The organism is Crateriforma spongiae, assembly GCF_012290005.1.
GTDB lineage: Bacteria > Planctomycetota > Planctomycetia > Pirellulales > Pirellulaceae > Crateriforma > Crateriforma spongiae.
The window spans coordinates 52,429-79,169 of the sequence record NZ_JAAXMS010000003.1; the positions used below are offsets into that span (position 1 = coordinate 52,429).

General features: G+C 59.0%; 22 protein-coding genes. 6 read left to right on the forward strand and 16 right to left on the reverse strand.

Translation table 11 applies throughout. The annotated features are described in order from the left end of the window. Window positions 1-9: 9 nt before the first annotated feature. Entirely contained in the window at window positions 10-1,341 is a 1,332-nt protein-coding gene (locus HFP54_RS08280; RefSeq protein WP_168564793.1) for an amidohydrolase family protein, read from the reverse strand. A 98-nt stretch (window positions 1,342-1,439) separates the two neighbouring features. Beyond that, the gene (locus tag HFP54_RS08285; RefSeq protein ID WP_168564794.1) at window positions 1,440-4,490 is read right to left on the reverse strand and encodes an amidohydrolase family protein; all 3,051 of its coding nucleotides are present in this window, start codon (window positions 4,488-4,490) and stop codon (window positions 1,440-1,442) included. A 370-nt stretch (window positions 4,491-4,860) separates the two neighbouring features. Here HFP54_RS08285 and HFP54_RS08290 point away from each other — a divergent pair, with 370 nt between their 5' ends. Further along, the gene (locus HFP54_RS08290) at window positions 4,861-6,723 is read left to right on the forward strand and encodes a vWA domain-containing protein (protein WP_168564795.1); all 1,863 of its coding nucleotides are present in this window, start codon (window positions 4,861-4,863) and stop codon (window positions 6,721-6,723) included. 35 nt (window positions 6,724-6,758) lie between these two features. Here the strand turns inward: HFP54_RS08290 and bioF are convergent, their stop codons facing one another. Both bioF and HFP54_RS08300 read right to left on the reverse strand, forming a co-directional pair. Beyond that, window positions 6,759-7,919 (reverse strand): 8-amino-7-oxononanoate synthase, encoded by a 1,161-nt coding sequence (gene bioF, locus HFP54_RS08295; protein ID WP_146415630.1) that lies wholly within the window; start codon window positions 7,917-7,919, stop codon window positions 6,759-6,761. 92 nt (window positions 7,920-8,011) lie between these two features. Next, entirely contained in the window at window positions 8,012-8,350 is a 339-nt protein-coding gene (locus tag HFP54_RS08300; RefSeq protein WP_146415629.1) for a histidine triad nucleotide-binding protein, read from the reverse strand. Between the two features lie 73 nt (window positions 8,351-8,423). Between HFP54_RS08300 and radC the strand changes: the two genes are divergently transcribed. Beyond that, complete coding sequence (gene radC, locus HFP54_RS08305; protein WP_197138192.1) at window positions 8,424-9,395, forward strand: RadC family protein; 972 nt, start codon at window positions 8,424-8,426, stop codon at window positions 9,393-9,395. 29 nt (window positions 9,396-9,424) lie between these two features. Here radC and prfB read toward each other — a convergent pair. Next, window positions 9,425-10,538, reverse strand: a protein-coding gene (gene prfB / locus HFP54_RS08310; RefSeq protein WP_235951483.1) for a peptide chain release factor 2 whose coding sequence is annotated in 2 segments (ribosomal slippage) — window positions 9,425-10,468 and window positions 10,470-10,538 — 1,113 coding nt in all. Because the reading frame shifts where the segments join, the coding sequence is not laid out codon by codon here. A gap of 128 nt (window positions 10,539-10,666) precedes the next feature. On the opposite strand from prfB, the gene mnmA reads away from it, so the two are divergent. Then, window positions 10,667-11,806, forward strand: a complete 1,140-nt coding sequence (mnmA, locus tag HFP54_RS08315) for a tRNA 2-thiouridine(34) synthase MnmA (protein WP_168564796.1) — start codon at window positions 10,667-10,669, stop codon at window positions 11,804-11,806. Window positions 11,807-11,833: 27 nt separating this feature from the next. Here mnmA and HFP54_RS08320 read toward each other — a convergent pair whose 3' ends face one another. The 9 genes from HFP54_RS08320 to HFP54_RS08355 form a co-directional block, all read right to left on the reverse strand. Beyond that, window positions 11,834-12,352, reverse strand: coding sequence for a 3-hydroxyacyl-ACP dehydratase FabZ family protein (locus HFP54_RS08320; RefSeq protein ID WP_145293847.1), 519 nt, complete (start codon window positions 12,350-12,352; stop codon window positions 11,834-11,836). Between the two features lie 37 nt (window positions 12,353-12,389). Beyond that, complete coding sequence (locus HFP54_RS26350) at window positions 12,390-12,488, reverse strand: 50S ribosomal protein bL37 (RefSeq protein ID WP_390621835.1); 99 nt, start codon at window positions 12,486-12,488, stop codon at window positions 12,390-12,392. 190 nt (window positions 12,489-12,678) lie between these two features. Next, the gene (locus HFP54_RS25510) at window positions 12,679-13,968 is read right to left on the reverse strand and encodes a hypothetical protein (RefSeq protein ID WP_235951485.1); all 1,290 of its coding nucleotides are present in this window, start codon (window positions 13,966-13,968) and stop codon (window positions 12,679-12,681) included. A gap of 227 nt (window positions 13,969-14,195) precedes the next feature. Then, window positions 14,196-14,915, reverse strand: coding sequence for a hypothetical protein (locus HFP54_RS08330; RefSeq protein WP_146415626.1), 720 nt, complete (start codon window positions 14,913-14,915; stop codon window positions 14,196-14,198). A gap of 39 nt (window positions 14,916-14,954) precedes the next feature. Next, on the reverse strand, window positions 14,955-15,569 hold the full coding sequence (locus HFP54_RS08335; RefSeq protein ID WP_168564797.1) for a hypothetical protein: 615 nt from the start codon (window positions 15,567-15,569) through the stop codon (window positions 14,955-14,957). Between the two features lie 171 nt (window positions 15,570-15,740). After that, a complete protein-coding gene (locus HFP54_RS08340) occupies window positions 15,741-16,139 on the reverse strand; it encodes a hypothetical protein (RefSeq protein WP_168564798.1) in 399 nt (132 codons plus the stop codon). A 224-nt stretch (window positions 16,140-16,363) separates the two neighbouring features. Then, the gene (folK, locus tag HFP54_RS08345; protein ID WP_168564799.1) at window positions 16,364-17,323 is read right to left on the reverse strand and encodes a 2-amino-4-hydroxy-6-hydroxymethyldihydropteridine diphosphokinase; all 960 of its coding nucleotides are present in this window, start codon (window positions 17,321-17,323) and stop codon (window positions 16,364-16,366) included. After that, window positions 17,308-18,666 carry a histidine--tRNA ligase gene (gene hisS / locus HFP54_RS08350; RefSeq protein WP_168564800.1) on the reverse strand — a complete coding sequence of 453 codons (1,359 nt, stop codon included), beginning with the start codon at window positions 18,664-18,666 and terminating at the stop codon, window positions 17,308-17,310. The genes folK and hisS overlap by 16 nt, the downstream gene beginning before the upstream one ends. A 63-nt stretch (window positions 18,667-18,729) precedes the next feature. Then, window positions 18,730-19,200 (reverse strand): YkgJ family cysteine cluster protein, encoded by a 471-nt coding sequence (locus HFP54_RS08355; RefSeq protein WP_390657139.1) that lies wholly within the window; start codon window positions 19,198-19,200, stop codon window positions 18,730-18,732. Window positions 19,201-19,462: 262 nt separating this feature from the next. Between HFP54_RS08355 and HFP54_RS08360 the strand changes: the two genes are divergently transcribed. The 3 genes from HFP54_RS08360 to HFP54_RS08370 all read left to right on the forward strand — a co-directional run bounded on the left by HFP54_RS08360 (window position 19,463) and on the right by HFP54_RS08370 (window position 23,101). Continuing rightward, on the forward strand, window positions 19,463-20,329 hold the full coding sequence (locus HFP54_RS08360) for a formyltransferase family protein (RefSeq protein ID WP_146415620.1): 867 nt from the start codon (window positions 19,463-19,465) through the stop codon (window positions 20,327-20,329). A 28-nt stretch (window positions 20,330-20,357) separates the two neighbouring features. Further along, entirely contained in the window at window positions 20,358-21,776 is a 1,419-nt protein-coding gene (locus tag HFP54_RS08365; protein ID WP_168564802.1) for an SGNH/GDSL hydrolase family protein, read from the forward strand. Window positions 21,777-21,838: 62 nt separating this feature from the next. Beyond that, window positions 21,839-23,101, forward strand: coding sequence for a hypothetical protein (locus HFP54_RS08370; RefSeq protein ID WP_168564803.1), 1,263 nt, complete (start codon window positions 21,839-21,841; stop codon window positions 23,099-23,101). Between the two features lie 61 nt (window positions 23,102-23,162). On the opposite strand, the gene HFP54_RS08375 is transcribed toward HFP54_RS08370, so the two are convergent. Together HFP54_RS08375 and HFP54_RS08380 are read right to left on the reverse strand one after the other, a co-directional pair. Then, on the reverse strand, window positions 23,163-24,599 hold the full coding sequence (locus tag HFP54_RS08375) for an arylsulfatase (RefSeq protein WP_168564804.1): 1,437 nt from the start codon (window positions 24,597-24,599) through the stop codon (window positions 23,163-23,165). 166 nt (window positions 24,600-24,765) lie between these two features. Next, on the reverse strand, window positions 24,766-26,631 hold the full coding sequence (locus tag HFP54_RS08380; protein WP_168564805.1) for a glycoside hydrolase family 2 protein: 1,866 nt from the start codon (window positions 26,629-26,631) through the stop codon (window positions 24,766-24,768). Window positions 26,632-26,741 lie beyond the last annotated feature (110 nt).

The window sequence follows — 26,741 nt, forward strand, 5'->3', positions numbered from 1 at the left end:
CGCACCGGTCTAGCGATTCGCTTGCCGGTACTTTTGGCGGTATTTCTGGTACAGCATCGTATGGCGATTGCCCAGGTCGACGGGGCGCCCGGTGATGAACGCGTCGGTGATCTGTGTCTCCGTTTCCAAGATGTCGCCATCGGCGATCAACAGTGTCGCGTCCTTGCCGGCCGTGAGCGAACCGACACGATCTTCGACGCCCAGGATTTCCGCCGGCGACAGCGTGATCGATCGCAAAGCATCCTCGCGAGAAAGCCCATAGGCGACTGCACATCCGGCGTGGTACGGCAAGTTTTGGGTCAGCGAAGCACCGCCGGGTGATCCGAATCCTTCGCCCCCGATGGCAAAACGAACGCCAGCACGGTGTAGCCTGGCGGGCAACGTGTAGGCCGCGTCATAACGATCACTTCGCCGAATCGGCAAACGATAGGTGCCCGGGATCAAAACGCCGATGTCATCGGCCTTCAATAACTTGGCGCACTGTTCGGCGTCGAACCCACCGTGAATGATCAGACGCAGCGATTGTGTGCGGCAAAAGGCGACCGCGGATTCAATGGCCGACTGGCGGTTGGCCGTTGCAATCACGGGAACTCGGCCTTCGATAACCGGGATCAAGCTTTCCAAACGCAAATCCGTGGATGTCGATTCGCCATTTCGTTGGCGTCCCAACGCATATCGTCGTGCTTGGTCCAACCGTTCTGTGAATTCATCCAAGCGCTCGTCGCGACGTGCCAGATCCGCATCCCCGCCGCGTCCGGTGATGTGGTCCCAATTCAGGCACAATCCAGAGGGGGCCGACAGCACCATGTCTTGATAGGTCCACCCGTCCAGCATCATGACCGCCGACTGGCCACGAATCCATCGTCCCAGCGGCGCGACGTTGGCCAACAACACACCGCCGGACCTTGCGACGGGGATCAATTCGCTGTCCGGGTTCACGGCTACCCATGACTTTGCGTTGGGATTGATGCTGCCGAATTCGGTGTTGTCGACCGTCGCACTTTGGTTGCTGATTTCACGCAGCCCTAAATCGGTCATCGATTCGATCAAGCCGGGATAAACATGCTTGCCCGATGCATCAATGATCTTTGCATTATCGGGAATGTCGATATCCGAACCGATTCCGGTGATCCGACCGTCGTTAAACAGCAGGTCACCGTTTTGCATCACGGGTTGATCGACCCGATGCAACGTGGCGCCGCGAATGACGATGGGACGGGACTGCGGCGGCCCGGGGATTTGATCGTTGGCCGACGCGACCGACAGACAAATCCATCCTATCGCAGCCACCCACAGGCGTGCCGAGCGGATCGCAAAGCGTTGTGTGTTTAAGCGGTGCATGTCGATTGGCTCGAGCTGCTGAAGGGACATTCGACTTGGATGGATGTGGCGGATTGCGGCGGTGTTACATGCGGTCAGTGGATTGGGGCGTGAACCGTTCATTGTTGTCGCGTGGTGCAAAAGGCGTCGTAACGTAGCCAACGATCTTCTTCGGCCACCGTGTTGTCGCCATCCGGATCGTCGCCGGACGGTTTGCCATCGGCCAGAACTTTTTGGATCAGTGTTTGCCGTAGTGTTTGGTCACGATGGTGCCACTGTGCTTCTTTGTCCAAGCTGAAATAGCATCGGCCATCGATCCAAGTCTGTTCACAGCGTGTGGTGGTCGACAGTGGCGGACCGCTCCAGATCACCAAGTCAGCGTCTTTGCCGGATTCGATCGAACCAACTCGGTCGTCGATGCGCAGTTGCCGTGCGGGATGCAGGGTGACAAAACGCAAGGCTTGGGTGGCAGCGACATCACCATACTTGGTCGCTTTCGCGGCTTCGGTGTTCAAGTGCCGTCCCAGTTCCGCGTCGTCGCTGTTATAGGAAACCACCACGTCCGCATCGTTCATCAACACACCGTTGTAAGGAATCGCGTCGTAGACTTCGAACTTATAAGCCCACCAGTCCGAAAACGATGAACCCATCGCGCCGTGTCGCTTCATCGCATCGGCGACTTTGTAACCTTCCAGGATGTGCTGCAACGTGCCGATTTGAATGCCAAATTCTTCCAACAGTGACAGCGTTGCCAAGATTTCGTCCTGACGATAACTGTGACAGTGGATCCAACGTTCGCCCCGCTGCACTTGTGATAATGCGTCGAGTTGCAAGTCACGACGTACCGGCAACTGGTGCGTGGAAGGATCCGACATGGAACGTCGACGATGATCGTATTGCCGTGCGGCCAAAAGCTGATCTCGAATGATCTCCTGCACACCCATCCGCGTGTTGGGGTATCGCCCTGGGTTCCGCTTGACGTTTTCCCCCAACGCGAACTTGATCCCCGCCGGCGCGTCCCTGAAACGCAATTGATCCATTCGTCCGCCCCATCGCATTTTGATCACTTGGTTCTGGCCACCGATCGGATTGGCGGATCCGTGCAAGATGTTGGCGGTGGTGACCCCACCGGCAAGGTGTCGAAAAATGGTGATGTCACTGTCGTCGATGAAATCTCCAATACGGACTTCCGCCGTGACGGCTTGTCCGCTTTCATTCACGCCGCCATCGGTTGCGATGTGTGAATGACAGTCGATGATCCCCGGAGTGATGTGTTTGCCGTCGCATGAAACCACTGTCACGTCGTCCGTGGTCTTCAAATCGGTTCCCACCGCCGCAATTTTGCCGTCGCGTATCAACACGTCTTGGACTTTTGGGTCATCGTCCACACAAGTCCAGACGATGGCGCCCGTCAACAGAACTTCGGGTGGCTGGTCGGGCAAACCGGTCGTGCCGTATGCCCCCAAGGGATGCAGCAGAGGAATGTCATCGGTCGTGACATCCTTGTCATTCGCAGCCGCGACCGATTCCGTCGCGGTGTCGGACGAAGTTCCACCGTCCTGTTTTTCCGCAGCGTCTTTGATGGCCGCCGGTTGCATTTGAATCGACCAACGCCTGCCATCGGCGGTAACCAGAGTGCCATCGACTTTGGATGCATCGTCGCGGGTGAACGTGATGAGTTCAAGCAATGCTGTGCCGGGCTGTAGGGGAGTGCTGGTCACCTTGGCAAAGTTGGCTTGGTCGATCGTTCCGGTCAGACGAATCTGGTTGCGCCGGACGTCATCCAATGAAACCGGTTTAGGTTCCGACGCCTTTTCATCATCACTTGCTGGCTCAGATTCGGCTTTCTCGGTTGCAGGTTTTTGCACCTGAGCGGACCAGCGGTTTCGCTTGTCGCGTTTGATCGTCAATACAAAACGCGTTTTTCGGCCGTTTACGGTGCCCGACGCTGTCCAACGTCCCGGCAGCGGATCGTCGTTCGTCTCCCCGTTGCGATCGCCCCAGAAACTTTTGCCCGCGACAAAGGTTCGGATGACTTTGGCATCGAAGTGGTCCCACGGTTGGTCAGTGAGAAACAGATTGGCAAGTTTCCCCGCTTCGATGGTTCCGGCGTCATCGGTGATGCCAAGCCATTGTGCCGGCACCGTTGTCACCGCCGCCAAGGCCGCCGATTCATCCAAGCCATGTTCGATGGATTGGCGAATGGCCTTCAAGAAACCTTCGCCATCGTCCAAACCGTCGGTTGTCAGGCAAAACGGGACGCCGGCGGCCGACAAACGGCCCGGATTGCCGGGCGCGTGATGCCAGTGCAGCAGCGTTTGCAGCGTCATGTCATTCTGCGCCGAAGCCATCGAAACATCGGGCTTGTCGGGAAAGTCGACCGGGACAAGGATCGGTCGGCCGGACGCGGCAATGTCGTCGATCGCCCGATATTCGCGACCGCTGCCGTGGATGATGGTCTTCAGTGAAAATTCGCGAGCGATCTTGTCCGCACGCACGGCCATGCGTTCGTTGGGGGCATCAAAAACGAACGTGCATCCGTCGATTTGGTCGACCAACGTTTCCAAATCGGAATTCCGTTCCGGACGCGGAAGCGTGCGATCGGCTTGGTATGCGGCCCATGCCTTTTCGTACCAGTCAGCGTCATAAAAGGTTTGACGCACCAGCGACGTGGCGCCCATCGGCGAATTTGGATAGGTTTCGCCAGACAATCGCTGGCGAGGTACGGTCAATTGGACGTGGACCCAGTGTGGATCGGACAGGATCTGTCGCTGGGATTCATCGTCGGTCATCAGCCCCAGGACGCTGCGGCCTTTGACAATGCGACCGGCCGGCGCGACCAACCGAATGGCAATGCCCTGTTGTCGCAGTTTTTGCATGGCGGACGAACCGACGACCGATCCGTCATCCGCATTGCGGCGAGGCGTCACGTATCGGTTCCAGTAGCCACCGGCCTGCTGATCCGACGACCAATCGACGTCGGTTTCGCTGTAGGCGTCGATCAAACCTGGATAAAGGTATTGCCCGGTGCAGTCGATCTGTCGAGCATCCGGGGGGATGTTGATGTTTGGTCCCACATCCAAGATGCGGTTACCATCGATCAAAACGGTCGCCTGGATAGGATCGGCTTGAGGGTTTTGCCGCACCGTCGCCCCGGTCAACGCTGTCAACGTGGGCTCGCTTTTTCGCAGTCCCACCGCCGGCCGAGTGTTCAAAGGCGACTGTGCCGAAGAGTCTTGGTATGTGGAGCCGAAAAGAAAAACTGCAACAGACAGGCTGATCGTTCGTCGAATGCCAGTCATGTCATCTCCGGGGGCGTTGGGAACGGCGTCGGCGGCGTTTCGGTGACGTCGGCCGTGGATTGCGGAGGACTCAAGATAATCAGTCGTCGGGCTTTGCGCGGTCGGTCAACGGCTGGCGGGATCGATTCGATTTGCGTTCAGACGATGTCCCCCTTAGTTTCAAACCAGACCGCCGTGGCCACCGCACGGATGAATTCGCAGTGAATCCTTTCCCCGCAACCGAGTCGCGAACCCGACGATGAATCGTCCTGGACACCGCCGACCGGTTTGGCAAACCATGATCGTCCGCGCTCGTCCTTGGGCGATTTCGCTGGCGTGCCATCTGGCTTTGCTGCTGTTTCTGGCTTGGTGGGTATTGCCCACATGGTCGGGTGGTTCGCCGCTGTTTCTGGCCGGACGCTTTGAAGACGCGGCGCAGTGGAACGATGTAGCGTTGGAGGTCCTTCCCGCGGCCGACCCGGAGCCTTCCGCCCAGGAAGAAACGATTTCGGCAAGCCAGCCCGAGGCTGCGACGTCCGATCCCATGCCGTTACCCAAAATTGAAACGGCCGATCGCCCGGTTGTCCCAGTGAAATCCACCGATGTCGACACGGTGGCCGAAAGTCCGGCGCCGGTTTTGGCGACGGCCGACTTGGCCGATGGCGCCGGTTTGCATGCCGCCGATGGGGTGGCCCAGGCCATGGAATCGGTCCAGGCGGCAATCAAGGGGCAATTGGCTCGGGGAGATCTGTTGGTCGCTTGGTTGTTCGATTCTTCCACCAGTCTGAAAGAGCATCGCGCGGTGATGGCGAATCAGGCGTCGGCGTTCTTCAATGAGCTGAAGTCTTCGTCACGGTCCAAATTGGTTTATCAAGGGCAGTTGTACGGGGCCGTGATTGCGTACGGTCGTCGCCACAAAGAGATTCAAAGACCGACCAAGGAAATGACTGACGTCCTGGCGGCCATGCGTCGATTGCCGGTCGATCCGTCGGGGTATGAAAACGTGATGGGATCCATCCAAGACACGCTACGGCAGTATCGCGATCGCCGGGTCGGTCCCGATCGAATGATGATCGTCATCTTGACCGATGAATCCGGAGATGATTTGCCGATGCTGGAAAACACAATTCAGCATTGCAACCACTATCGCGTGGCCGTCCACGTGCTGGGGGCGACGTCCGTCTTTGGCCGCGAGATCACGCGGCAAGTGATTGACGGTCGTCGTGTGGCACGCGTTCGTAAAGGACCGGAAACGCCAATGCCGGAGACCTTTCTGGCTGGCTTTTGGTATCAAACCGAACCACCGACCGACCGCCGACACGCCAAAGCGTTTCCTTGGTGTGGAGGCATCTTTCGCGAAGCGGTTCCATCGGGTTTTGGCACCTATGCCTTGTCGCGTTTGGCGGTGGAAACCGGTGGCGGATACACGTTGTTTGATCGGAACAATCCGGATCCGACCATTGGCCAGTACGATTTGATCGATTCCCCCGGCTATCATCCCAGTCTGCAATCGGCCGAAGACTATCTGCGTGACGTCCAAATTTCGTCGCTTCGACAGTACGTTTATCAGGCGGTTCAAATCAGCCTGGATCCAAATTTTCCGGCACCACCACCGACGCAATTTCCGTCCAACTATTACCGGGTCGACCCGTTTCGTATGGATGCACCGGAGGATCACTTGCGACGTGTCGGAGAACGCCACCAGTACGTGCTAGCGGTGGACGAAGTCACGCGGTCCCTGATCGCCGCACGCGACCGCTTGTTGATGTTGGAACGCGACTTTGAGGCCGTCCAAGATTGGCAGTCGCTGTGGGACGCGGAGTCATCACCGCGATGGAAAGCCGCGTTCGATTTGACGCGTGGGCGTGTGTTGGCTTGGATCGTGCGAACGAACGAATACTTGGCGACGACTCGCTCGATTTCCCCGGGGGCGATGGATGTCGCCAACCACGTTCGCTGGATTCCCACGGATGTGTTGCAAGTCCCGTTGAACCGTCCGCTGGCTGGGCAAGCACGCAAGCATCTGGATCGGTGCGTCCGTCTTCACGCGGGAACCCCTTGGGCAACGTTTGCGGACTGGGAATTGCAGATCCCGATGGGCACCCGAGTCCAAATTCGCTGATCCGCGTGTCAGGTCCAGGTTTTTCCGGATCTTGTTCATGCCTTGGTCAAGCGTGACAGCGCCGACGCCAAGTGATCGACGTCTTCATCGGTGTGGATGGCCGAAAGCGAGATACGAAGTCGGGCGGTACCGGCAGGCACCGTGGGCGGTCGGATCGCGGGCACGTAAAAACCGGCTTGCCGCAGTTCGGATGACGCTTGGGTCGCCGCGGAATCACTGCCGACGACGTGAATGATGATGGGGACTTCGGCCGCCGGTTCGTCGGGGCCACATTGCTGACCGATCGCTTCACGCAGACGGCGGGAAAGTCGGCGTACGTGGACCCGGGGTTGCGGGTCACTTCGGATTTGATCGATCGATCGTTGGGCTGCGGCGACCGCACCGGCGGACAGAGATGTGCTGAAAATCAGTGGCCGGCAATGGTTGACCAGATAGTCAATCACCGCTTGGGGCCCGGCGACAAAACCACCTTGCGCACCGACGGCTTTGCTAAGCGTTCCGATTCGAACCGCGATTTCATTCTTCAGGCCCAACATTTCCACCACACCAGATCCAGCTTGACCAAATAGGCCGGTCCCGTGTGCTTCATCGACGATCAGGTCGGCGTCATATCGCTGCGCGACTTCGACCAAATCGGCCAGCGGTGCGATGTCGCCGTCCATGCTGAAAATGCTGTCAGTGACGATCCATACGCGTTGTCCCGGCCGCGCGGTTTGTTGCAACTGCTGCTGGACGAAAGCGACATCGCCGTGCGGATAGACCACCACATCGGCTTTGGACAATCGGCACCCGTCGATCAAGGATGCATGGTTCAATGCGTCGCTGAGGATCAAATCGCCCGGTGCCGCCAGCGTCGCGATCGTCCCACTGCAGGCGGCAAACCCGCTGGGGAACAGCACTGCCGATTCGGTCGATTCCAATACCGCAATCGATTCGGACAAGCGATGATGTTGTTGCGTCCAGCCGCACACCAGGGCGCTGGCGGTGCTGCCGGCGATGTTGGTGTTGTGCGTGGATGGTGATGGGGGCGTCGAGGCCAACGCAAAGCCCAGGTAGTCGTTGCTGCCGAAGTTCAGCAAACGACGGCCGTCGTCATCGACCAAAAATCGCCCATCGATACGTCGGGGAACCAAACGTCGACGCCGTCCCCGAGTTTCCAGATCGGCAAGGGCGCTGGTGAAACGATCCAGGTTCATCACTATCGATTTTTTCCATCGCAGCGGTTGGCGATGACGTGTCTGCGGCGGCGTGACGGATCAATCTGGTGGCCAATCAACCCGGCGGCGAATCAACCGGGCGGCCAGGTCAGTTTGCGTCCGCCCAAGACGTGAAAGTGTAAATGGGGAACTTCCTGGCCGCCGTCGTCGCCGCTGTTGCAGACCAGACGATAGCCACCGTCCAGCCCTTCGGCCTGGGCGACTTTGTGGGCCACCATCACGCAGCGACCCACGATCGCTTCGTCTTCGGCGGTCAATTCGGCCAGCGACACGATTTCCTTTTTAGGAATCACCAGAATATGTGTCGGGGCTTTGGGGGCAATGTCGCGAAATGCAAGTGTCAGGTCGTCTTCGTAAACGATGTCGGCCGGAATTTCTCGCTGAACGATCTGAGTGAACAAGGTTGCCATGGGGACAATCCGTGCGGCGCGGAATCGGCAAAAATGGATGACGCGATGACTATACCCCAAGTTGATTGTGTCCATGAGTATGGGAGCCGTCGGAACGATGGATGATCCACGTCGCCAACGATTGACCAATGTGCTGCAGCCGCTGACGCGATGCGAACGATTCACACGGGATGAGGCCGCGGAACTGGTCGCCGATGCGGATCCCGGATTCGTTACCCGCACGCTGAACGAGATGGTCCGTGACCAGATGCTGGAACAGTACCAGTTGGCCAGCGGCGAATCGTACCGCTGGACGGTTCGCGAACCGGACAAAGAAGTTCAGCTATGGATCGATCGTCAGATCTGTGGCGATCAAGTGAAACAGATGCCGGTCAACGAACGGCCACGCGAACGATTGCTGAACGAAGGCGTCGCGGCGCTATCCAACGCGGAACTGTTGGCCATTCTGATTCGCGTGGGCGTGCGAAACGAATCGGCGACGACCGGTGGACGCAAGGTGGCCAATCGTTTCGCTGATGATCTGATGGCCCTGCGGACGTCATCGCACGAAGACCTGCGTCAGATCAGCCCGGCGGTGACCAAGCCCAGTTATTGCCAGATCATGGCGGGCATCGAATTGGGACGAAGGGTTGCAGCGGAGGAAGCCAACCGCGAACCGGAAATCGATCGCATCACCAGCACGACCGAAGCGATCGCATTCTGCTCGCGGCGGTTCGCGCACCTGGCGGGCGACGCGGTTCAAGAAGAATTCCACATCGTGACTCTGGATACCAAGCACCAGCCGCTGCGGACGCATCGCATCACCGTGGGAACGTTGGATGCCAGTTTGGTCCACCCGCGTGAAGTGTTCCGGCCGGCCATCCGCGATGCGGCAGCGGCCGTCTTGCTGGTGCACAATCACCCCAGCGGCGATCCGACGCCCAGCCGCGAAGACCACGCAGTGACCGAACGATTGACCGAAGCCGGCAAGTTGATCGGGATCACGGTGTTGGACCACATCGTGGTCGCCCGACGGGCCAGTGTCAGCCTGCGTGAAAGCGGCTGACACCGGCGTGATGTCCGCGGCGTGGTCCCTCAGTCGGTCTTGACTTCCTTGCCCGCACGGAACCGTAAAAACGCGTCCAAGAACCCTTGCAGTTCGCTGCCGTCCATGACGCTATTGAAACTGCCAACGTAGTGGCCGGTTCGGGCGTCTTTGACACGTTGGTCGGGGTGCAAGAAATAGTTGCGAATCTGGCTGCCGAATCCGGTTCGGGCTTGCGATTCGTATTTCTGTGCGACTTCGGCTTCGCGGCGTTCTTCTTCCAGTCGTGCCATCTTCGCCCGCAGCATCTTCCAAGCGGTAGCCCGGTTTTGGTGTTGGCTGCGTTCATTCTGGCATTGCACGACGATGCCCGACGGTTCGTGCGTCAGACGCACGGCGCTGTCGGTTTTGTTGACGTGCTGGCCACCGGCACCACCGGCCCGATAGGTGTCTTCGCGGACGTCCTTCTTTTCGATTTCGACTTCGATCGAATCGTCGATTTCCGGCGCGACACTGACCGCGGCAAAGCTGGTTTGGCGTTTCCCTTCGCTGTTGAAAGGGCTGATCCGGACCAACCGGTGCATGCCTTCTTCGCCCTTGAGGTACCCATAGGCCATCGGCCCACGGATGGCGACCGAAGCATGGTTGATCCCCGCCTCTTCGTTCTCCTGACGGTCCAGCAATTCGATCTTGTATTCCTGTCCGACCGCCCAGACGCTGTACATCCGCAGCAACATGTCGGCCCAGTCGTTCGCATCGGTGCCGCCGTCGCGGGCGTTGATGGTCAGGATCGCGCCGGCCTGGTCATTGGGGCCGTTCAGCAGGGCCTTCAGTTCCAAGTCGTCCAGAACGTCTTCCAATCGGCTGATTTCTGATTCGACTTCCGCCGCGATCGATTCGTCTTCTTCGGCCATTTCGAACAACGCATCCATGTCGTCGACGGACGTGGACAGCTCATCCATGGGGGTGACGATCGACTTCAATCCCTTTAACGTGGCGATGGTCGTTTGCGCTTCTTCGTTGTTGTCCCAAAAATTGGGCTCGCCCATCTTGGTCTCGATGGCCTTGATTTCGGTTCGCTTGGCAGCGTGGTCAAAGAGAGTCCTGCAGTTGTGTCAAACGCTCGCGGATCGCTTCGCTACGTTGAACCAGTTCGGCGTCCATGACGTCAGTGACTCCCGGGGATTTGTTTTGGGACGAAGTGAAGCGGCCACCCTTCCGGACGGTTACCGGCGATGCGATGGGCCGCATGGAACCAACACGTTTAGGACTATACAGCACACGGACACAAAATGGCACGAGTGGTTCTGGCAATGAGCGGTGGAGTCGATTCCAGCGTGGCGGCACACCTGCTGACCGATGCCGGCCATGACGTGATCGGCGTCTTCATGCGGCACGGCGAGGAATCCGCCCAGCAGTGCCGCGTCGATGATTCCGGCGGACCCGCCGCCGGGTTGCCCGTCGTCGCACCGATGGCCCACGGACGTGCCGACCACAAACAGGGCTGTTGCAGTGCCACCGACGCGGCCGATGCCCGTCGCGTTGCGGCAAAGTTCAAGATCCCGTTTTATGCGTTGGATCTTCAGCAAGACTTTCGCCGGATCGTCGACTACTTCGTCGATGATTATCTCAACGGCCGGACGCCCAATCCGTGTGTGAAATGCAACCACTGGATCAAGTTCGGGCGGCTGTTCGATTATGCCGCTGGTGTCGATGCCGATTATGTGGCCACCGGCCACTATGCACGAATGGTCCGTCAGGGTGGCAGCAACCGGTTGCACCGTGGACGCGATCAGAACAAGGATCAATCGTACGCGTTGTTCGGGATCGGACGTGATCGGCTGTCACGGATGATGTTGCCAGTGGGGGATTTCACCAAGCCACAGATTCGCGAAATGGCCGAATCTTTGGGGCTGGGGGTCGCTGCCAAAAAGGACAGCCAAGAAATCTGTTTCGTCACCCAGGGGCACCACAGCGATTTCGTCAAAGCCCGCCGCCCGGAAATGGTGGGGGCAACCGCCGGTGATATCGTGACCACCGAAGGTGACGTCGTGGGTCAGCACGCCGGAATCGAAGCCTTCACCATCGGCCAGCGAAAGAAATTGGGCGTGGCAATGGGGGAACCTTACTTCGTCGTCCGCATCGACCCGGATACGAAGCAGGTGGTCATCGGCAAGAAACCGGAATTACAGCGTCCGCGTCTGAGCGCGGTCGATGGGAACTGGCTGGTCGACCGATCGGAATTGCCGCCCAAGGTCGGCGTTCAGATTCGGTACAACAGCACGGCCAAGCCGGCAAGCGTCCAATGGGCCAACGAAAACGGGACCGAGTTCGATGTCCAATTCGATGACCCGCAAGAAGCGATCGCACCGGGGCAAGCCGCAGTGGTCTACGACGGCGATCGTGTGTTGGGCGGTGGATGGATCCGGTAAGCGAATCGGATCGATTTGGGCGTCCGGTCAGGACGTCGATGCTTGGCCGGTCACGTGTTCGACCGGAATGCTGATGCCGCGAAGCACACCTTCGACGACCAATTTTCCGTCGACGGCGCCTTGGAATCGGGCCACGATCATGCGGCCACGGCGAACCTTTTCCAAGCAGACCATGATGATCAGCCGATCGCCGGGCGTGACGACGCCACGGAACCGGACTTCGTCCAAGCCGCCGAATCCGACCATGGCCGAACCCAACAGATCGTGTTTGGACGCGTGATAGCTGGACAATTGTGCGGCGGCTTCCAGCATGATCACGCCGGGCATCAACGGCATGCCGGGCATGTGGCCACGGACCCAAAATTCGTCCGCGGTGATCTCTTTCAGCGCGGCACTGACGTTACGGTCCAAATCCTCGTACAGGATCGCCGTTAGCTGTTCCATCTCGTGACGCTGTGGATTGACCGCCCGAATCGCTTCGATATCCGCGATCGGTTTGTCGGGATCCAACAGGTCCAAATCGATGATGAATTCGTCTTTTGCCACGCCGCTATCTTCCCAGGCTTCGTCAAGTCGAACGCGATCAGGTCTTGATCTTCTTACGCTTTGCCTTGCGGGCTTTGGCGCTAGCGGGACGTCGGCCGTGATTGGCTTTCTTCAGCTTGTGTTGCGGTTTTGCCATGAAAACGTGCCCTCGCGGGGCGGTCATCGTGGGGAATGAATGTGGAAGGTGATCGGGCAGGTTAGCAAATTCGCCTCTGCGGCGGTAGGCTTCGGCGGCCATAAACGCCAATGAAACCCGCGGCTGCTTCCGCGGGAAGGCCGTCGCCCCGGTCGCCGGGTGACGCCGCCTTGCCTAGGAAAGCATCGACCTAGCGAAGGTAGCGGGCCGCGTCGGCGTCATACTGAACGGCCTCCGACGCGGGGGTGTGCCAAGCTTCCTGGTCGATATCGCCGGCCCGGAGTGCTCGGGCCTGGCCCTGAGCGGGCGCCGGGAAATCGCCGCGGGCGATTCGCTGTTCGGCTTGCGGGTGGGCGGTCGAATAGAACTGGTCGCCTCGAACCGATGGCGGCGGTGCGATCGCCGACAGGGCCGTGCCCGACGGTGGCGTTTGAATGGGGGTGCTGGCGTGTCCGGACGATCGGCCAGGTTCGGCCGCCGCAGTTCGCGGCGATGCCGGACTGACGGATGCCGTGGATGCAGACGCCGTGGCTTCGGGGTTGTCGCGATTCCGCAAGTACCAACCGCTTCCGGTGGTCGCGCTGTCACCACCGGGTGCGGGCTCGGTCGCACCGGCCAAACGGACCGACGGCGGATCATTGGGGCGTGCGGTGGTCGTCGCGGCGGCCAGCGTGACTGGCGATGTGGCGGCGTCGGACTTCACATACGCGTCGACGTCACCGCTGCCGTCGGCGACCCAAGCCAACCAGTTTTCTTGTAATTCGCGGAGCGATTCGTAACCGTAGTGCTTGCGAACGTTCTGGGTCCACGACGGTTGTTTCATGTAGTCATCCAAAAAGCGGATGAACGTTCTGGCGTCTTTCTGGGCGATCAAGAAACGGCAAACGGAATAGCCTTGGGCGTACATCGGCAGGATGTCGCTGGGGTATTCCTTCATCAAGAAAAGCTCGTTCATCTTGATGCCGCGCCGAGTGTGCAGGAACTCGCGCAATTTGATTTCGTGCTTACGTTTTTCGTCGGGATGTTCCACCGTCGTACAGATGCCTTCGTCGGCCCAACGCGGCAGCGGACGCCCGAAATGGGTTGCCAAGACGGTGTGCGTGATCTCGTGCGGCAGCACGCTGTCCAGGATCCGCTGAGGGGTGCCGACGACTTCCATCCGGAAATCGCGAACCGGTTGCGGGTTGTAGGTGGTCACGCCTTGAGCCGGATAATTTCCCGCGACGACGTTGATCGGGCACGGCGATGGCCAGTCCGGCAACACGCGACCCAGCCAGTGCATCGCCAAGTCTTGGCGGTACTTTTCGGCCGAACGGGCGACTTGTTGCGCCAATTGTGGCGTCGGCGCGTCGACCATGAAGTTGATCGTGCGTGCTTTGGCAGCGGTGGCGAACGATGTCGGCATCAACAGCCAAATCATCCACCCGAGTGCGAGGCAAACCGATCCGCCGGTGCGGCGTGAGCGAAAAACGGCATCCATGCCCAACGTTTCTCCGTCCTGGAGGTTGTGTTGTCCTGCCAACGAGGGCGGACCGACGTCTTGTCGGCTGATCCCGCCGGTGACTTGAGCCGCAGTCTAGGAGAAGCACGCGAAAAGTTGAAAGACGGATCTGCTGATTCAAAATCACGCGTTTCACGTCGGTGTTGGCACCGGAAACCCGCGAAATAGCGGATCCCTGTGACTGCGAAACTGAAAAACGAAATTCGTCAAAAAGAAGATTCTTGGCGCCCGTCGGTCGATGGTGCGCCGAAATAGCCGGCGACCTGAGGCGATCCCAGGTAATGCCGCCCCCACAGCATCAATCCGATTTTGACGGTCGCCCACACCAACCAGAAAACCAGCCCGGCCCACATGAACGTGGTCGTCAGATTGGCGAATCCGGGCATCTGCTGGGATGATTCGCGAAAATACCGTTCCATGATCGGCATATTGGCCGCTTGTTGAAATCCGGCCAGGATCACGCGAATTACCTCCAGAACCGCGGCTGCCAGGAATGCTTTGCGCAGGCATCCGACCGACCAAAGCCGACGCATTGCGATGCCCGCGCCGCCGGCGACCAGGCTGACGGCAATCGTGATTCCACCCAACAGCAGCAATACGTTGGGAATCATGAACCGACGGTTGGTTTCTTGCAGTTCCATCTGCATCCGGGCCTGGGCGGTGTCGCCGGAACTGGCCGCCATTTCGGCGAACAGGTCGCCTAAGAACAAGCCGCCGATTCCCAGAATGCCCTGCAGAGTTCCGAACACGCCGAACAGCAAACACAACACCATGATGATGGTCAGGCCCAACGGCCGAATCGGCGGGCCGGTGTACGCCGGTGGCGGTGCGGCACCGACATTGCCGATCGGATCCCCGGCAACATTGGCGGTGAAGACATCGTCGGAAACGCCTTCGCCACGGTCGGACGGTTCTGGGCCTGGCATCACGTCGGCTCCGCATTGTGAAAGGAAAGAAACGAAAGGTCATTCGCCCGGAGTCGCCGAGACGTTGGGCGGGACTTGCCCGGTCGGTGTTGCACCGCGACTGAACGCCTGTTGAATCGCCTGGGGATGGTGGCCACGGCGGCGTAAGTCGAATGCCAGCACGACGCCACGATTGTTCAAGACGACCAGGGCATAAATGAACAGCAACAGGCTGGTCGGCAAACAGTAACACGTCAGCCCCGACAATAGGCCGAAACTGACCGCCAGCAGGGCGCGACCACGGTGGCGAAATTGCACGGTCCATATGCCCGCGAAGATGTTCGCGATTCCGATCGCCAGGACGAAAAAGCTGACCGTCGCGATCAACGCGGTGGCGACCCAGGTGGCTTCCGGTGGAAGCGGCGGATTGCCGCCACCGCCGGGACGCGATTGGCTGATGGCCTCGGGCAGGATGAAGGCATAAACCCCCACGGCCGCAGACATCAGGACGTCCAGTCCGCCCTGGACCACCATCAAGATGCCCAGGATCGGCACCTGGTGAACGAAAGTCCCGCGGACGTCCGGCGGCAAATGAATCGGACCGCCCACCGCCTGTTCCGGGATCTCGGCGGTCGGCGTGTAAGGATTGGCGTCGGGCCTTTTCGGTGGGTGCATGGCTGGAATTCTAGCGACCTGAACCACTCGCGTTGCGCCGGCACCGGTCGGGACAAACGAGTCGGCCGTTTTGGCCAACCGCCGTTGTTTTGCCACCAAACGAAAAAAGACCTTGTCTGAGGTCTCAGACAAGGTCGCTGATGATTTTGACAAGGCCGGGCTTGGCGATGGCTACAGTTCGACAGGTTCGCCCGGCGGCAGATCCAGTTCTTCGGGGATCGGTGTCACGTCAACCGGCGGCTGTGCGGGCCAGCTGAGTCCGTCGACCGTTTCGGGGATCGGCTGCAATGGCGGAGCCGACATCGGGGGGATTTCGCCGGTGGAAATTTCAGGCATGGGCTGCGACAGCCCCTGCCCACCCATCAAAGATTCGTGCGGGACGTTTGGCGTCATGCTGGGAACCCCGCCGCGATGGACTTCGCAGTTGCAGGTTCCTTCGGAAACGACGACCGGACGCGAATAGAACGACGTTAGAAAACAGCCGGATTTGCAACCGGTCATGCCGGCCAACAAGATGCCGGCCGTGGCGATCGATAGGACAGGGCCCCGAGTCGTCAGTGACGTTCTCATCGGGTATGCCTCCTGCAAGTGACATGCGGAAGCATCCGTGCAAAGTGTTCGAAGGACAATCTCCGTTTTGTCCGGCGCGTGGCTTCATCGAACCACGTTCAGTGGTGGGTATCGGAACCAGAACGAGGCGACCCTCAGCGTCACCAAAAAGATTCACTGATTCGCCGGAAGCGGTGGTGTTACAAGCCGACTGGATGTCACATCCGGCACAGAAGCAACGATGGTTATCGCCACCATGATCCGTCGGCGGTCACCGCCCGGCACGGGCAACGCATGGAATCCAACGCCGACGCGACTTCCCCGATGGCCCATTCGACGTCGGTGACTTCCAATCGGTATTCCGGGTATCGCCAGCCCTTGGGCCAAATCTTGTGCGGGGCCGGCCAAGACGAATCTTCGGTGACGTGTTGGATTCGCGCGATCAGTCTTGGCATGCGGGGATCGTCCCAATGGGTGCGGTCGGTGATGTCCAGCGAAGGCAACGAATCGCTGACCCAAGGACCTGCCGGCATAGCGGCGTCGGCAGTCGATACGCCGTCTTGCACCGGAGATTCCGCGAAGCGAATCTGGCTGGGCGGAAGTGGCGCGTTGGCGATCGTTCCGGTGGTCATCACACGGTCGGACGATTGGAACGTGGTCACCCCGTGGTCTTCGGTCAGACGCCGGCAAATCAACTTTCGCAGGTCTGCATCGCCGCCGACCAGGCATAACGACGGTTGTGCTTTGGCAACGTGCCGTGAAAGTTCACCGATCGTCCATCCGAATCGCGGATCGCGATAGTGATCGGCCACGTCGCAGGCGGGATGCAGCACGAACGTTCGTGCGGGGTAACGTGGATGGGGCACGACCAGATGACTGTCGCCGCCCACCAAATCGCCGTACAGCACGACGTCCAAATCGATCGATCGGGCGTCCCAACGCCTCAGTCGTTGACGGCCCAGCCACTGTTCGACTTCTTGCAACAGCGACAAAATTTCGTGCGCCGACGATTCGGTATCAAACGCCGCCGCGGCGTTCAGGAAAGGTTCCTGGCCACCCGGGCCGCCGATCGGTGGCGTTTCATACAGGCGGCTGGCACGAAAATTCGACACCACCGATGACTTGGCAACGCGTTCGGCGGCGCGATGCAGTAATTCGCTGCGTTGGCCCAGATTGCTGCCCAGGCTGATCAAGCACTGGGACATGACGCCGTGCCTTGAATCAATGCACCGATCGCCGCGACCAGCGGTTCGGCGGCGTCGTGCCGATAATCCACATCGACCGCGGATTTGTTTCGCAGGTCTTTCAACTGGACGCGTCCGTCCTGCCATTCGTTTTCACCAGCGATGATTGCGGCGATGAATCCTTGGGCATCGGCGTACTTCAGTTGCGCGCCCAGCTTTTTCGGTTCGTGATAGACTTCCACTCCGATCCCGGCGCGACGCAGTTGGTTGGCCAATTGCAGGTAGTCGTCGCGACGGTTGCGATCGAAATAAGCCACCATCACCGGCGCGGCTTTCTTGGCATCGGGCAACAGGTTCAACTGTTCCATGGCGGCCAACAGACGGTCCAAGCCCAGCGACGCGCCGATACCGGGGAGGTGTTGTTTGGTGAACAGGCCGGCCAGGTTGTCATAACGGCCGCCGCTGCAAACGCTGCCGATTCCCGGCAAATCGTTCAGCGTCGTTTCAAAGATCACGCCGGTGTAATAGTCCAGGCCGCGAGCAATGGAGACATCGATGTGGATACGCTGGGGGGAAACGCCTGAAGCGACCGCGCCGCGAAAGATCTCGCGCAATCGTTCGATGCCTGCCGCCGCCGTTTCATCCCCGCCGGTGATCTCGGGCAAGGCGTCCAAGACGGCTTCGTTGTCACCGTCGGTCTGACAGTCGGCCAAACGCAGCACCGCATCGGCCTTGGATGCGTCGATCGAAGCGACCTTCATCATTTCGTCGGCAACTTTTCCTCGACCGATCTTGGCCAGTTTGTCTAGCGCCCGCAGGATCACGACGCTCTGATCGCTAAGTCCCAGATGATTCAACAGCCCGGTCAGGATTTGGCGATTGTTGATGCTGATTGTGAAGGCGTCAAAACCCACCGCTTGCATCAGAGAATCGATCACCGCGACCGCTTCGATATCGGCCAGAACGCTTTCGGTTCCAATGGTGTCGAAATCACACTGGACGAATTCACGATAGCGACCCGCTTGCGGGTTTTCGCCTCGCCACACCGGTGCGATGTGATAACGCTTGAATGGCGTGCCCAGGGTTCCAATGTGCTGGGCCGCAAACCGTGCCAGCGGGACGGTCAGATCAAAACGCATTCCGACGTCGCGTTTGCCGTTGTCTTGGAAGCGATAGATTTGTCGGTCGGTTTCGTCGCTGCCCTTGCCGGTCAAGATTTCCAAGTACTCCAGCGTCGGCGTGTCGATCGGCGCGAATCCGAAAGAACGAAAGACGCCGCGAGCGGTTTCCATTAAACGCTCGCGGGGAATCATCACCGCGGGCAAATAATCGCGGAAACCTTTCAGGGTACGTGGTTGGATCATCGATGGTTGGGGGATTCAATTGTTTTGGGGGAAAGGGCGGTCGTCTGGCAATCGATCGGTATCTCAATGGGCCGCGGCGATCGGCAGGCCCGTCGGGCGGCGGCTACGCAGGGCATGATGATCGGCCAACGTTGGATCGGGAAACTGTGGCCCGAACATCGCGTCGGCGTACTCGTCAATTTGCTCGGGCGATTCGAAGTACTTTTCGTAGCACCAGTCGTCTTCGAATTCGCATTCAGCGGTGGTGTAGTCGCGACAGATCTGTGGCCGTGTTTCGTAGATCCCGCAGCGATGGTCTTCCTGCAGGTGTTTGCAAGTCGTGTGGACCAGCAGGTACCAGGTATCCGAATCCACGAAGACCGACGCGCGATCATGCAGCAGGTACCACCGCATGAAATCAAAGTCGCGTCGTGACGCGGGTTCTTCGATCGGCAATGCAAAGTAGTGACAGCACTTGGCGGTACAGTGTTCACACAAATTAGCGTCGGCAGGATAGTCTTCACGCCGCCGCTTTTTGGGCGGGCGTGGTGCCAGCGTCGAAGCCTTGGCCGATTTCGATTCCGGCGCAGGGCCCGTTTTCTGAGGGCGGGGCGATTTGGATTTCTTTGATTTCGGCAAGGCAAAAGACCTCCGGCGGTCCCCGCGGATGCGGCCGGACCCGATCATGGTGTCGCGATTCGGGCCGGCGGGGAAAAGGAACCCGCGGTGAAAAAAATCCCGTCGTGACCTAAAATCAGCCGATTCGTCAGGAATCGACGGTTATCAGCACGCCACACACTATCAAAGTCATCCCACCATGGAAGTCGTCATCACCGCTCTGGGCCCGGACAGCACCGGCCTGGCTGACCCGATCATTCACCATGTGACCGGACGGGGCGCCCGAATCAATGAGATTCAGATGTATGACCATGACGAAGAACAGCTGTTCGCGATGCTGTGTCGGATCGATCTGGAATCGGCCGAATACGAGCCGATGATCGACGCGATGCGTCAAATCGGTGATCACACCAAGCTGTCGATCCGAGTCTGGAGCCCCGATCGAAACGTCGCCAAGCCACGGATTGCTCTGTGCGGCACCTTTGTCGAACACACCCCGCGGGCGGTCCTGGAAGCGGCACGCAGCGGTGAAATCAACGCGGACGTGACGGTCCTGATCAGCAATCGCAAAAAACTGGCTCCCCTGGCCGACCAGTTCGACATCCCGTTCGAAATGATCGGTGACAAGGCGGGGGCGGCCGATGACCGCGAAATGGTTCACGTGATGGATCGCTACGACGTCGACTACGTCGTGCTGGCCCGCTACATGCGGATCTTGCCTGCGGCGACGTGTTGGCAGTTTGCCGGCGGACGGATTTTGAATCTCCATCACGGACTCTTGCCAGGCTTTCCCGGTTTCCGGCCCTACCACGACGCCTACAACGCTCGCATGCTGACCTTCGGGGCGACCTGTCACTTCATCATTCCCGAATTGGACGCGGGCAACCAAACGGTCAACCAGCGGACCTTCTCGGTCGCGCCGGGAACCCCACTGGATTCGGTCATCTCACGCGGTGAACGCGAAAACGAACCCGCCTGTCTGGTCGAAGGTGTCCGGCGAGTGGTCGACCGCGAGGTGCAATTGCGTTTCCACCGTGTCGTAGCCCGGCGCGGCGGTCATCGCTAAAGCCACGCCGATGTCGACGCAGCGGAAAATGTCACGGCGAAAAGTTTGGTGGTTCCGGTCACTGGCGATTTTGATCGGTCTGTTACCACTGGTTGCCGCGGAGATCGTGCTGCGAATTGTCGATGATTCGTCGGTCACTTGGGACGATCCACTGGTCGATGTTTCCCGCCAACCGGCGTTGTTCATCCCCAATGAAGCGGGCAACCGGTTCATCGTCGATCCACAGCGTGGGAACTACTTTCGGCCCGCATCTTTCGCCACCGAAAAGGTCGCCGGGACCCGGCGCGTCTTTGTGTTGGGCGGGTCCACCGTTCAAGGCCGTCCCTACGCACACGAAACGGCGTTTTCCACCTGGCTTTCCCTATGGATGCAAGCTGCCGATCCGGATCATCCGCCGGAAGTCGTGAACGTCGGCGGAGTTTCGTATGCCAGTTATCGCGTGTCGCGATTGCTGGAAGAAGTCCTACAGCACCAGCCAGATTTGATCGTGCTGTACACCGGGCACAACGAGTTCCTGGAAGACCGCACTTACGCGGCGACACGTGCACGAGGTCGCTGGCAACGCTTGATGGATGGCATGGCCACCACATCGGCGACGGTACGTTTCGTCAAGAAGCGTCTGGGCGGCAACGCGAATCCACTGTCACCGACGCTTGCACCGGAGGTCGATGCCCGGTTGGATCATGTCGGCGGTTTGGATGCGTACCGTCGCGACCCTTCGTGGCGCCGCAGCGTCGAAACTGACTTTGATGCCTCGATCAGGTCGATGGTCGAAAGGTGTCGCCGCGCAGCCGTTCCGATTCTGGTTTGTGTTCCCGCGTCGGACCGTGTCCGTACGCCGCCATTCAAAACGGTTGCAGATCCAAGTTTGCCAGATCCACAACAGCAATGGATCGACCATGGGTGGCAAGAAGTTTTAACTGGCCAGGACGCATCGAAAAAATCATCGGTTTGCAAACAAATTCTTCAAACCGATCCACTTCACGCGGGAGCCAATTACTACTTGGGGCGTCAACGTTGGGACGGCGGGATCCGTGATCAAACCACGCGTACTTTCTTGACCGTCGCCCGCGACTGCGACGTGTGTCCGTTGCGTGCGACCAGTCCCATCGTCACCAGTGTGCGATCGATCACGGCCGAGGCCGATGCATCAGTGGATGTTTCCAAACTGTTTGATGAAGACAACGATTCGGTGGAAGACCCGGATTGGTTTGTGGACCATATCCACCCGTCAATCGCCGGACACCAACGGATCGCCCAAGCCATCCTGCGGGCTTTGCAACGATCGGGTTGGATTCAGGTATCCGCTGACGCGGAAGCGAAATTTTCGCAACTTCGCGACCAACATCTCGCTTCGCTGGGCGAAGAATATTTTCTGCGGGGGCGGGCCCGTTTACGTGGTCTGCAACAATGGGCGTCCGGACGTGTCGGGCAATCTGATCAGTGATTGATCGATGCACTGCGACGTTCCGGTTCGGCCGACTTTTTTCTTTTCGATCGAGTTTGTCTATGAATCCCGTGCGGTTTTCCATGGTGGTCATCGTGGCCACGGTTTCGTTTTGGTTATCAGGGACTTGCACCGGAGCGGCGCAGTCGGCGAAGACGTCCGGTGCCGATGCGGTGACGATCGACAATGTCGGGCCTGCGCAAACGGAGACGGATGAAACGTCAACGGAGAAACTGACCGAAACCCTGGAAGGCGAATTCGATACCACGGACATCGCCGCGACGACGGCTTGGGCGGAATCGCTGCACTTGGCGGATTGGCTGGGCCCCCTGGCACCGGTCGCCTTGTCCCCGTTTTTCGGAATCGCATTGTTGTCCGGCTTGGCGTTGTACGGCCCCGATTGGATCACCGACAACGCGTTGCTTGGGGCCAGCGGGCCGCTACAGAATCCGACCCTGTTTTGGATCTTCGTCGGGTTGACGGTTTTGACCAGCCTGCCGCGACTGACCAAGGTCAGTAAGCCGATCGCCCAAGCGTTGGATCGACTAGAAACTTATGCGGTGATCGTGATCTTGTTGGTGATCAAAGTCGTCGCCGCGATTGAGTCGCCTGATCCGGAACCTCAAGTTACGATGGTCCAGTTTGGCGTGATCAGTTTCACCGCCGACACGCTGTTGGCCGTCGCCATGGTGATCAATATTTTGATCATCAACAGCGTCAAATTCTTCTTTGAATTCTTGGTATGGCTGACGCCGGTTCCGTTTTTGGACGCCGTGTTCGAAGTCTGTAACAAAACCATCTGTGCGGCTTTGATGGCGGTTTACGCTTACAGCCCCACGTTGGCCACCGTCATCAACTTGTGCGTGCTGGTGGTTGCCGCGTTGATCCTGCGATGGATCAGCCGCCGCGTGACGTTTTATCGAACGATGGTTTTGGATCCGATTTTGGCCAAGCTTTGGACCGGATTTGGTTCACCCCGAAAGCCCGAACTGATCGTCTTTCCGCAAGACGACATCGGGCCGTTTCCTGCCAAAAGCCGACTGACGCTTTGCCGGGGTGCCGATGGAAAGGGCTGGCAACTGAAACAGGCTGGCTGGTGGACGTCCCCAACAGTGCATCCCATTCCCGAATCGGCCGCACCGACGTTGCACCACGGTTGGGTGATGCACACGATCCGGTTCGCCGATGGATCGGCATGTTCGCTGGTCACCAGTCGCCGCTACGACGAGGCGATGGACCGGGTGGCCGAAACACTGTTGTTAAAACTGGCGACGGACCGACCCGAAACGGATCAGCCCACCGACCTGCGTCAGGAGTTCGCGTAGGAGGTGGATGCCGGCCGGATGAAACCATCGTGTCCACCACCCTGGTTCGCGTTTGGGCGGATCAGCGTTTCGGAGCGCGTCCGCGGATTTCCCAGTTCGGATTCGGCTGGTGTGAATCGTCCATCATCTTCGTCGCCTTGGCCACGATTTCCGGGTGGTCGGCGGCGATGTTGTTGGATTCCGAAATGTCTTGGTCCACGTCGTACAATTCGACCTTGCCGGTGAACATCGGTTGGCGGATGGCTTTGAACTGGTCAAAGCGGACGGCTTGGCGGCTGCCCTGTTCATAGAATTCCCAGTACAGAAATTCGTGCCGCCTTTGCCGGTCGGGTTGGCCCATCAGGGTCGGCGCGAAACTGATGCTGTCCAAGTCGCTGGGCGGTGTCGCGCCGGCCAACTCCGCCGCCGTCGCCATCCAGTCGCCGAAGTATGCGATGTGGTCGCTCGTGGATCCCTCGGCAACGGTGCCCGGCCACCAAGCGATTCCGGGAACTCGGATGCCGCCTTCGTATAAGGCTCGCTTGATCCCTTGCAGCGGGCCGTTGGGATCAAAGCGGTCCAAGTTGTGTCCGGCTTCGTCGTGGGGCCCGTTGTCGCTGCTGAAAAATACCAATGTATTTTCGGCGATCTCAAGCTTGCGTAATTGGTCCAAGATTCGTCCGACGTCGCCGTCCATGCGGGTAATCATCGCTGCTTGGCCCTTGTCTTGATCGGACCAATCGCGATCGGCATAGATCCCAAAGTCGGGCACTTCGGCGCCGTTGCCCATCATCCGAGTCGCCTCGTTGTTGGCATGTGGGATCGTCAAAGCCAAGTACAAAAAGAACGGACCGTCGGTCGCTTGTTGCTGATTGATAAAGTCGGCGGCCTGTTCGACGAACAAGTCATGGCTGTAATCGATGCGTTTGGTTGCGTAGCCGCCGGTGAAGCCGCCGTAAGATTTGTCGTTGCGTTTGACTTTGTTACGAAGCTTCAGTTTTTGATCGCCCGACCACAAGAATTCCGGGTAGTAATTATGGGCGTGGACTTGGTTCAGGTATCCGAAGAATGAATCAAAGCCTTGCTGTAACGGAAAGCCTTCGTTGTCGACTTCGCCCAGTCCCCATTTGCCCACCAAACCGTTGGTGTAACCGGCGGTCTTCAAGACTTCTGCCACGGTGACGTCTTCATCACGCAGCGCTTGAATCGACATGTCCGTGTTGGCATTACCGCGAACAAACGTGTGACCCATGTGTTGGCCGGTCATCAGCACACTGCGACTGGGGGCGCAAACCGTGTTGCCCGCATAGAACTGTGTGAACCGCATGCCCTCGGCGGCCATTTGGTCCAAGCGGGGCGTCTGGATGACTTTTTGACCGTAGCAGCCCAGGTCACCGTAGCCCAGGTCGTCGGCCAGAATGAAAATCATGTTGGGCTTTTCCGCGCCGGCGGCGGTGCCGCCGATGACGGTCAACGCCATCACGGTGAAGATCGAACAAACGATGCGATTTCGAATCATGAGATTTCGTTGCGGGTGAAGGAAAGGAGACGGCTGTAACAGGGGGCAGAGGCTTTGGATCAAAAGCGTTGCCAGATCCAAAGCCCCCGGTGCGATTGCGATACGAACGACACGCCCCCGGTGTGGTCAGCAAACCGATTGGGAACGTGCTTTTCGGGATCGTGATTTAGAAGCCCGCGTCGCGGTGCATCTGGGCCAGCTCGTCGGCCGACAGTTTTTGGACTTCACGGTCGTAGGTCATCAAACCGTTGACTTCGCCTTCGACGTCGGTGGTTTGGGTATAGACGCCCGCGGCGATGCCCTGCGTTCGTAGTTCGGCCAATTGTTTTAGCGTCGTTTGATAACGCTCCTTGTACTCTTGCGGCGTCTTGGGCAGTCCGCCGTATCCCCAGTTGCGCATTTTGGGGTTCCACTGGTGGCCTTGGATCACCAAGCCATGCCCGCCGAATTCGCCCACGACTTTGACGTAGTCGGCAAAGCGGGCATCGTCCAGCGGGAAGTCCGGATGCGGGTAACTGTGGTGATCGGCGACGTCACCGACGGGGAAGAAGTTGCCACCGCTGGCAATGTTGATCGGACGACGCACGTCCAAGTTTTCCATGAATCGGCCGACACCGATCGTGTCGTGCTGTCCCCATCGTTCGTTGAACGGGACCCACATGGCGACGCTGGGGCTGTTGCGCAGTTTTTCAACCATTGCTTTCAGTTCGGACCGAAACTGGTTGCGGCGTGCTTCATCCCAGGTTTCTTCCGGCGGCCACGTCGTGGCATCAGGGCCAGGTTTCATCCGTGTCCATTCGGGACGCCCGCCGGTGCTGGGCATGTCCTGCCAAACCAGCATGCCGACTTTGTCACAGTGGCTGTAAAACCGTCGCGGTTCGACCTTGATGTGTTTGCGGATCATGTTGAATCCGGCCTGCTTCAAGTAGTCGACGTCAAAGCACATCGCTTCGTCGCTGGGCGGTGTCAGCAATCCGTCCGGCCACCAGCCTTGATCCAACGGTCCGTAGTGAAAGATCGGTTCGCCGTTGAGCGTCAGACGCAGATGTCCGTCTTCATCGCGCTGGATGCCGAATTCACGCATGGCGGCATACGATTCGACCTGATCGATCACGTTGCCACTGGCGTCAATCAATTGCAGCGTGATGTCGTATAGATGTGGCGAATCGGGACTCCAGCGTTTTGCACCGGGCAGAGAGACACTGAGCGATGAATCGGCCGTTGCAATCGTTCGGCCGTTGTCGTGGACGCGGATGACCATTCGTTCGCCGTCGACTTTCGGACCGGCCAAGGTTGGCAGGACACGCAGGGTGTCTTCGTGCAATCGAGGTTTCATCTTCACGCCGGCGATGTGACGCTCGGGGACCTGTTCCAGCCACACGGTTTGCCAAATCCCTGAGACCCGCGTGTAGTAGATGCCTTTGGGATTCTTGGTTTGTTTGCCCAAGGTTTGATGTGGGGCGGTTTCATCGATCACTTGAACCACGATTTCGTTTTCGCCCTCGTGGACCGCATCGGTGATGTCAAAGCGGAACGGATCACTGCTGCCGATATGTTGGCCGATCTTTTGGCCATTGACGAAGACCGTTGTCTGATAGTCCACCGCTTCGAAATGCAAATGCGTCCGTTCGCCTTCGGCCGGCTGGTGCGTGAATGTCCGCTTGTACCAAAGCGTCTCGTTGGGCTGTAGCAATCGGCCGACACCACTGAGCGTCGACTCGATGCAGAACGGCACTAGAATTTTGCCGTCCGCCTGATCGGGGAAAGATCCGAGGTCGCGCCCGGTCACCGCGTAATCCCAATGCCCATTCAGGCATTGCCAAGCGTCTTCGCGACGAAACTGGGGGCGGGGGTATTCCGTCCAAGCGTTTTCGGCCGTGACGTTCTTTCCCCAGCGGGTCAACATCGTCGGCGTGGCCGGCTGGGCGGGCGTCAAATCTTGGGCCACGGCGGGCGGACCCAATACAGAGGCGACGAGGCAGAGGATCGCCAGGGCAACGATCGCGTGATTCTTTATCGTGGGATGTTTCATGGGTGGGGTGGAAAAGGTGGGACGGGAAGGAAGGGGCGTAAGTTTCGATCTTTGGTCGATTCTTTTCCGAGGCGGCCAGTATCGCCCGCCAGCCCGCCGCTTTCCACAGT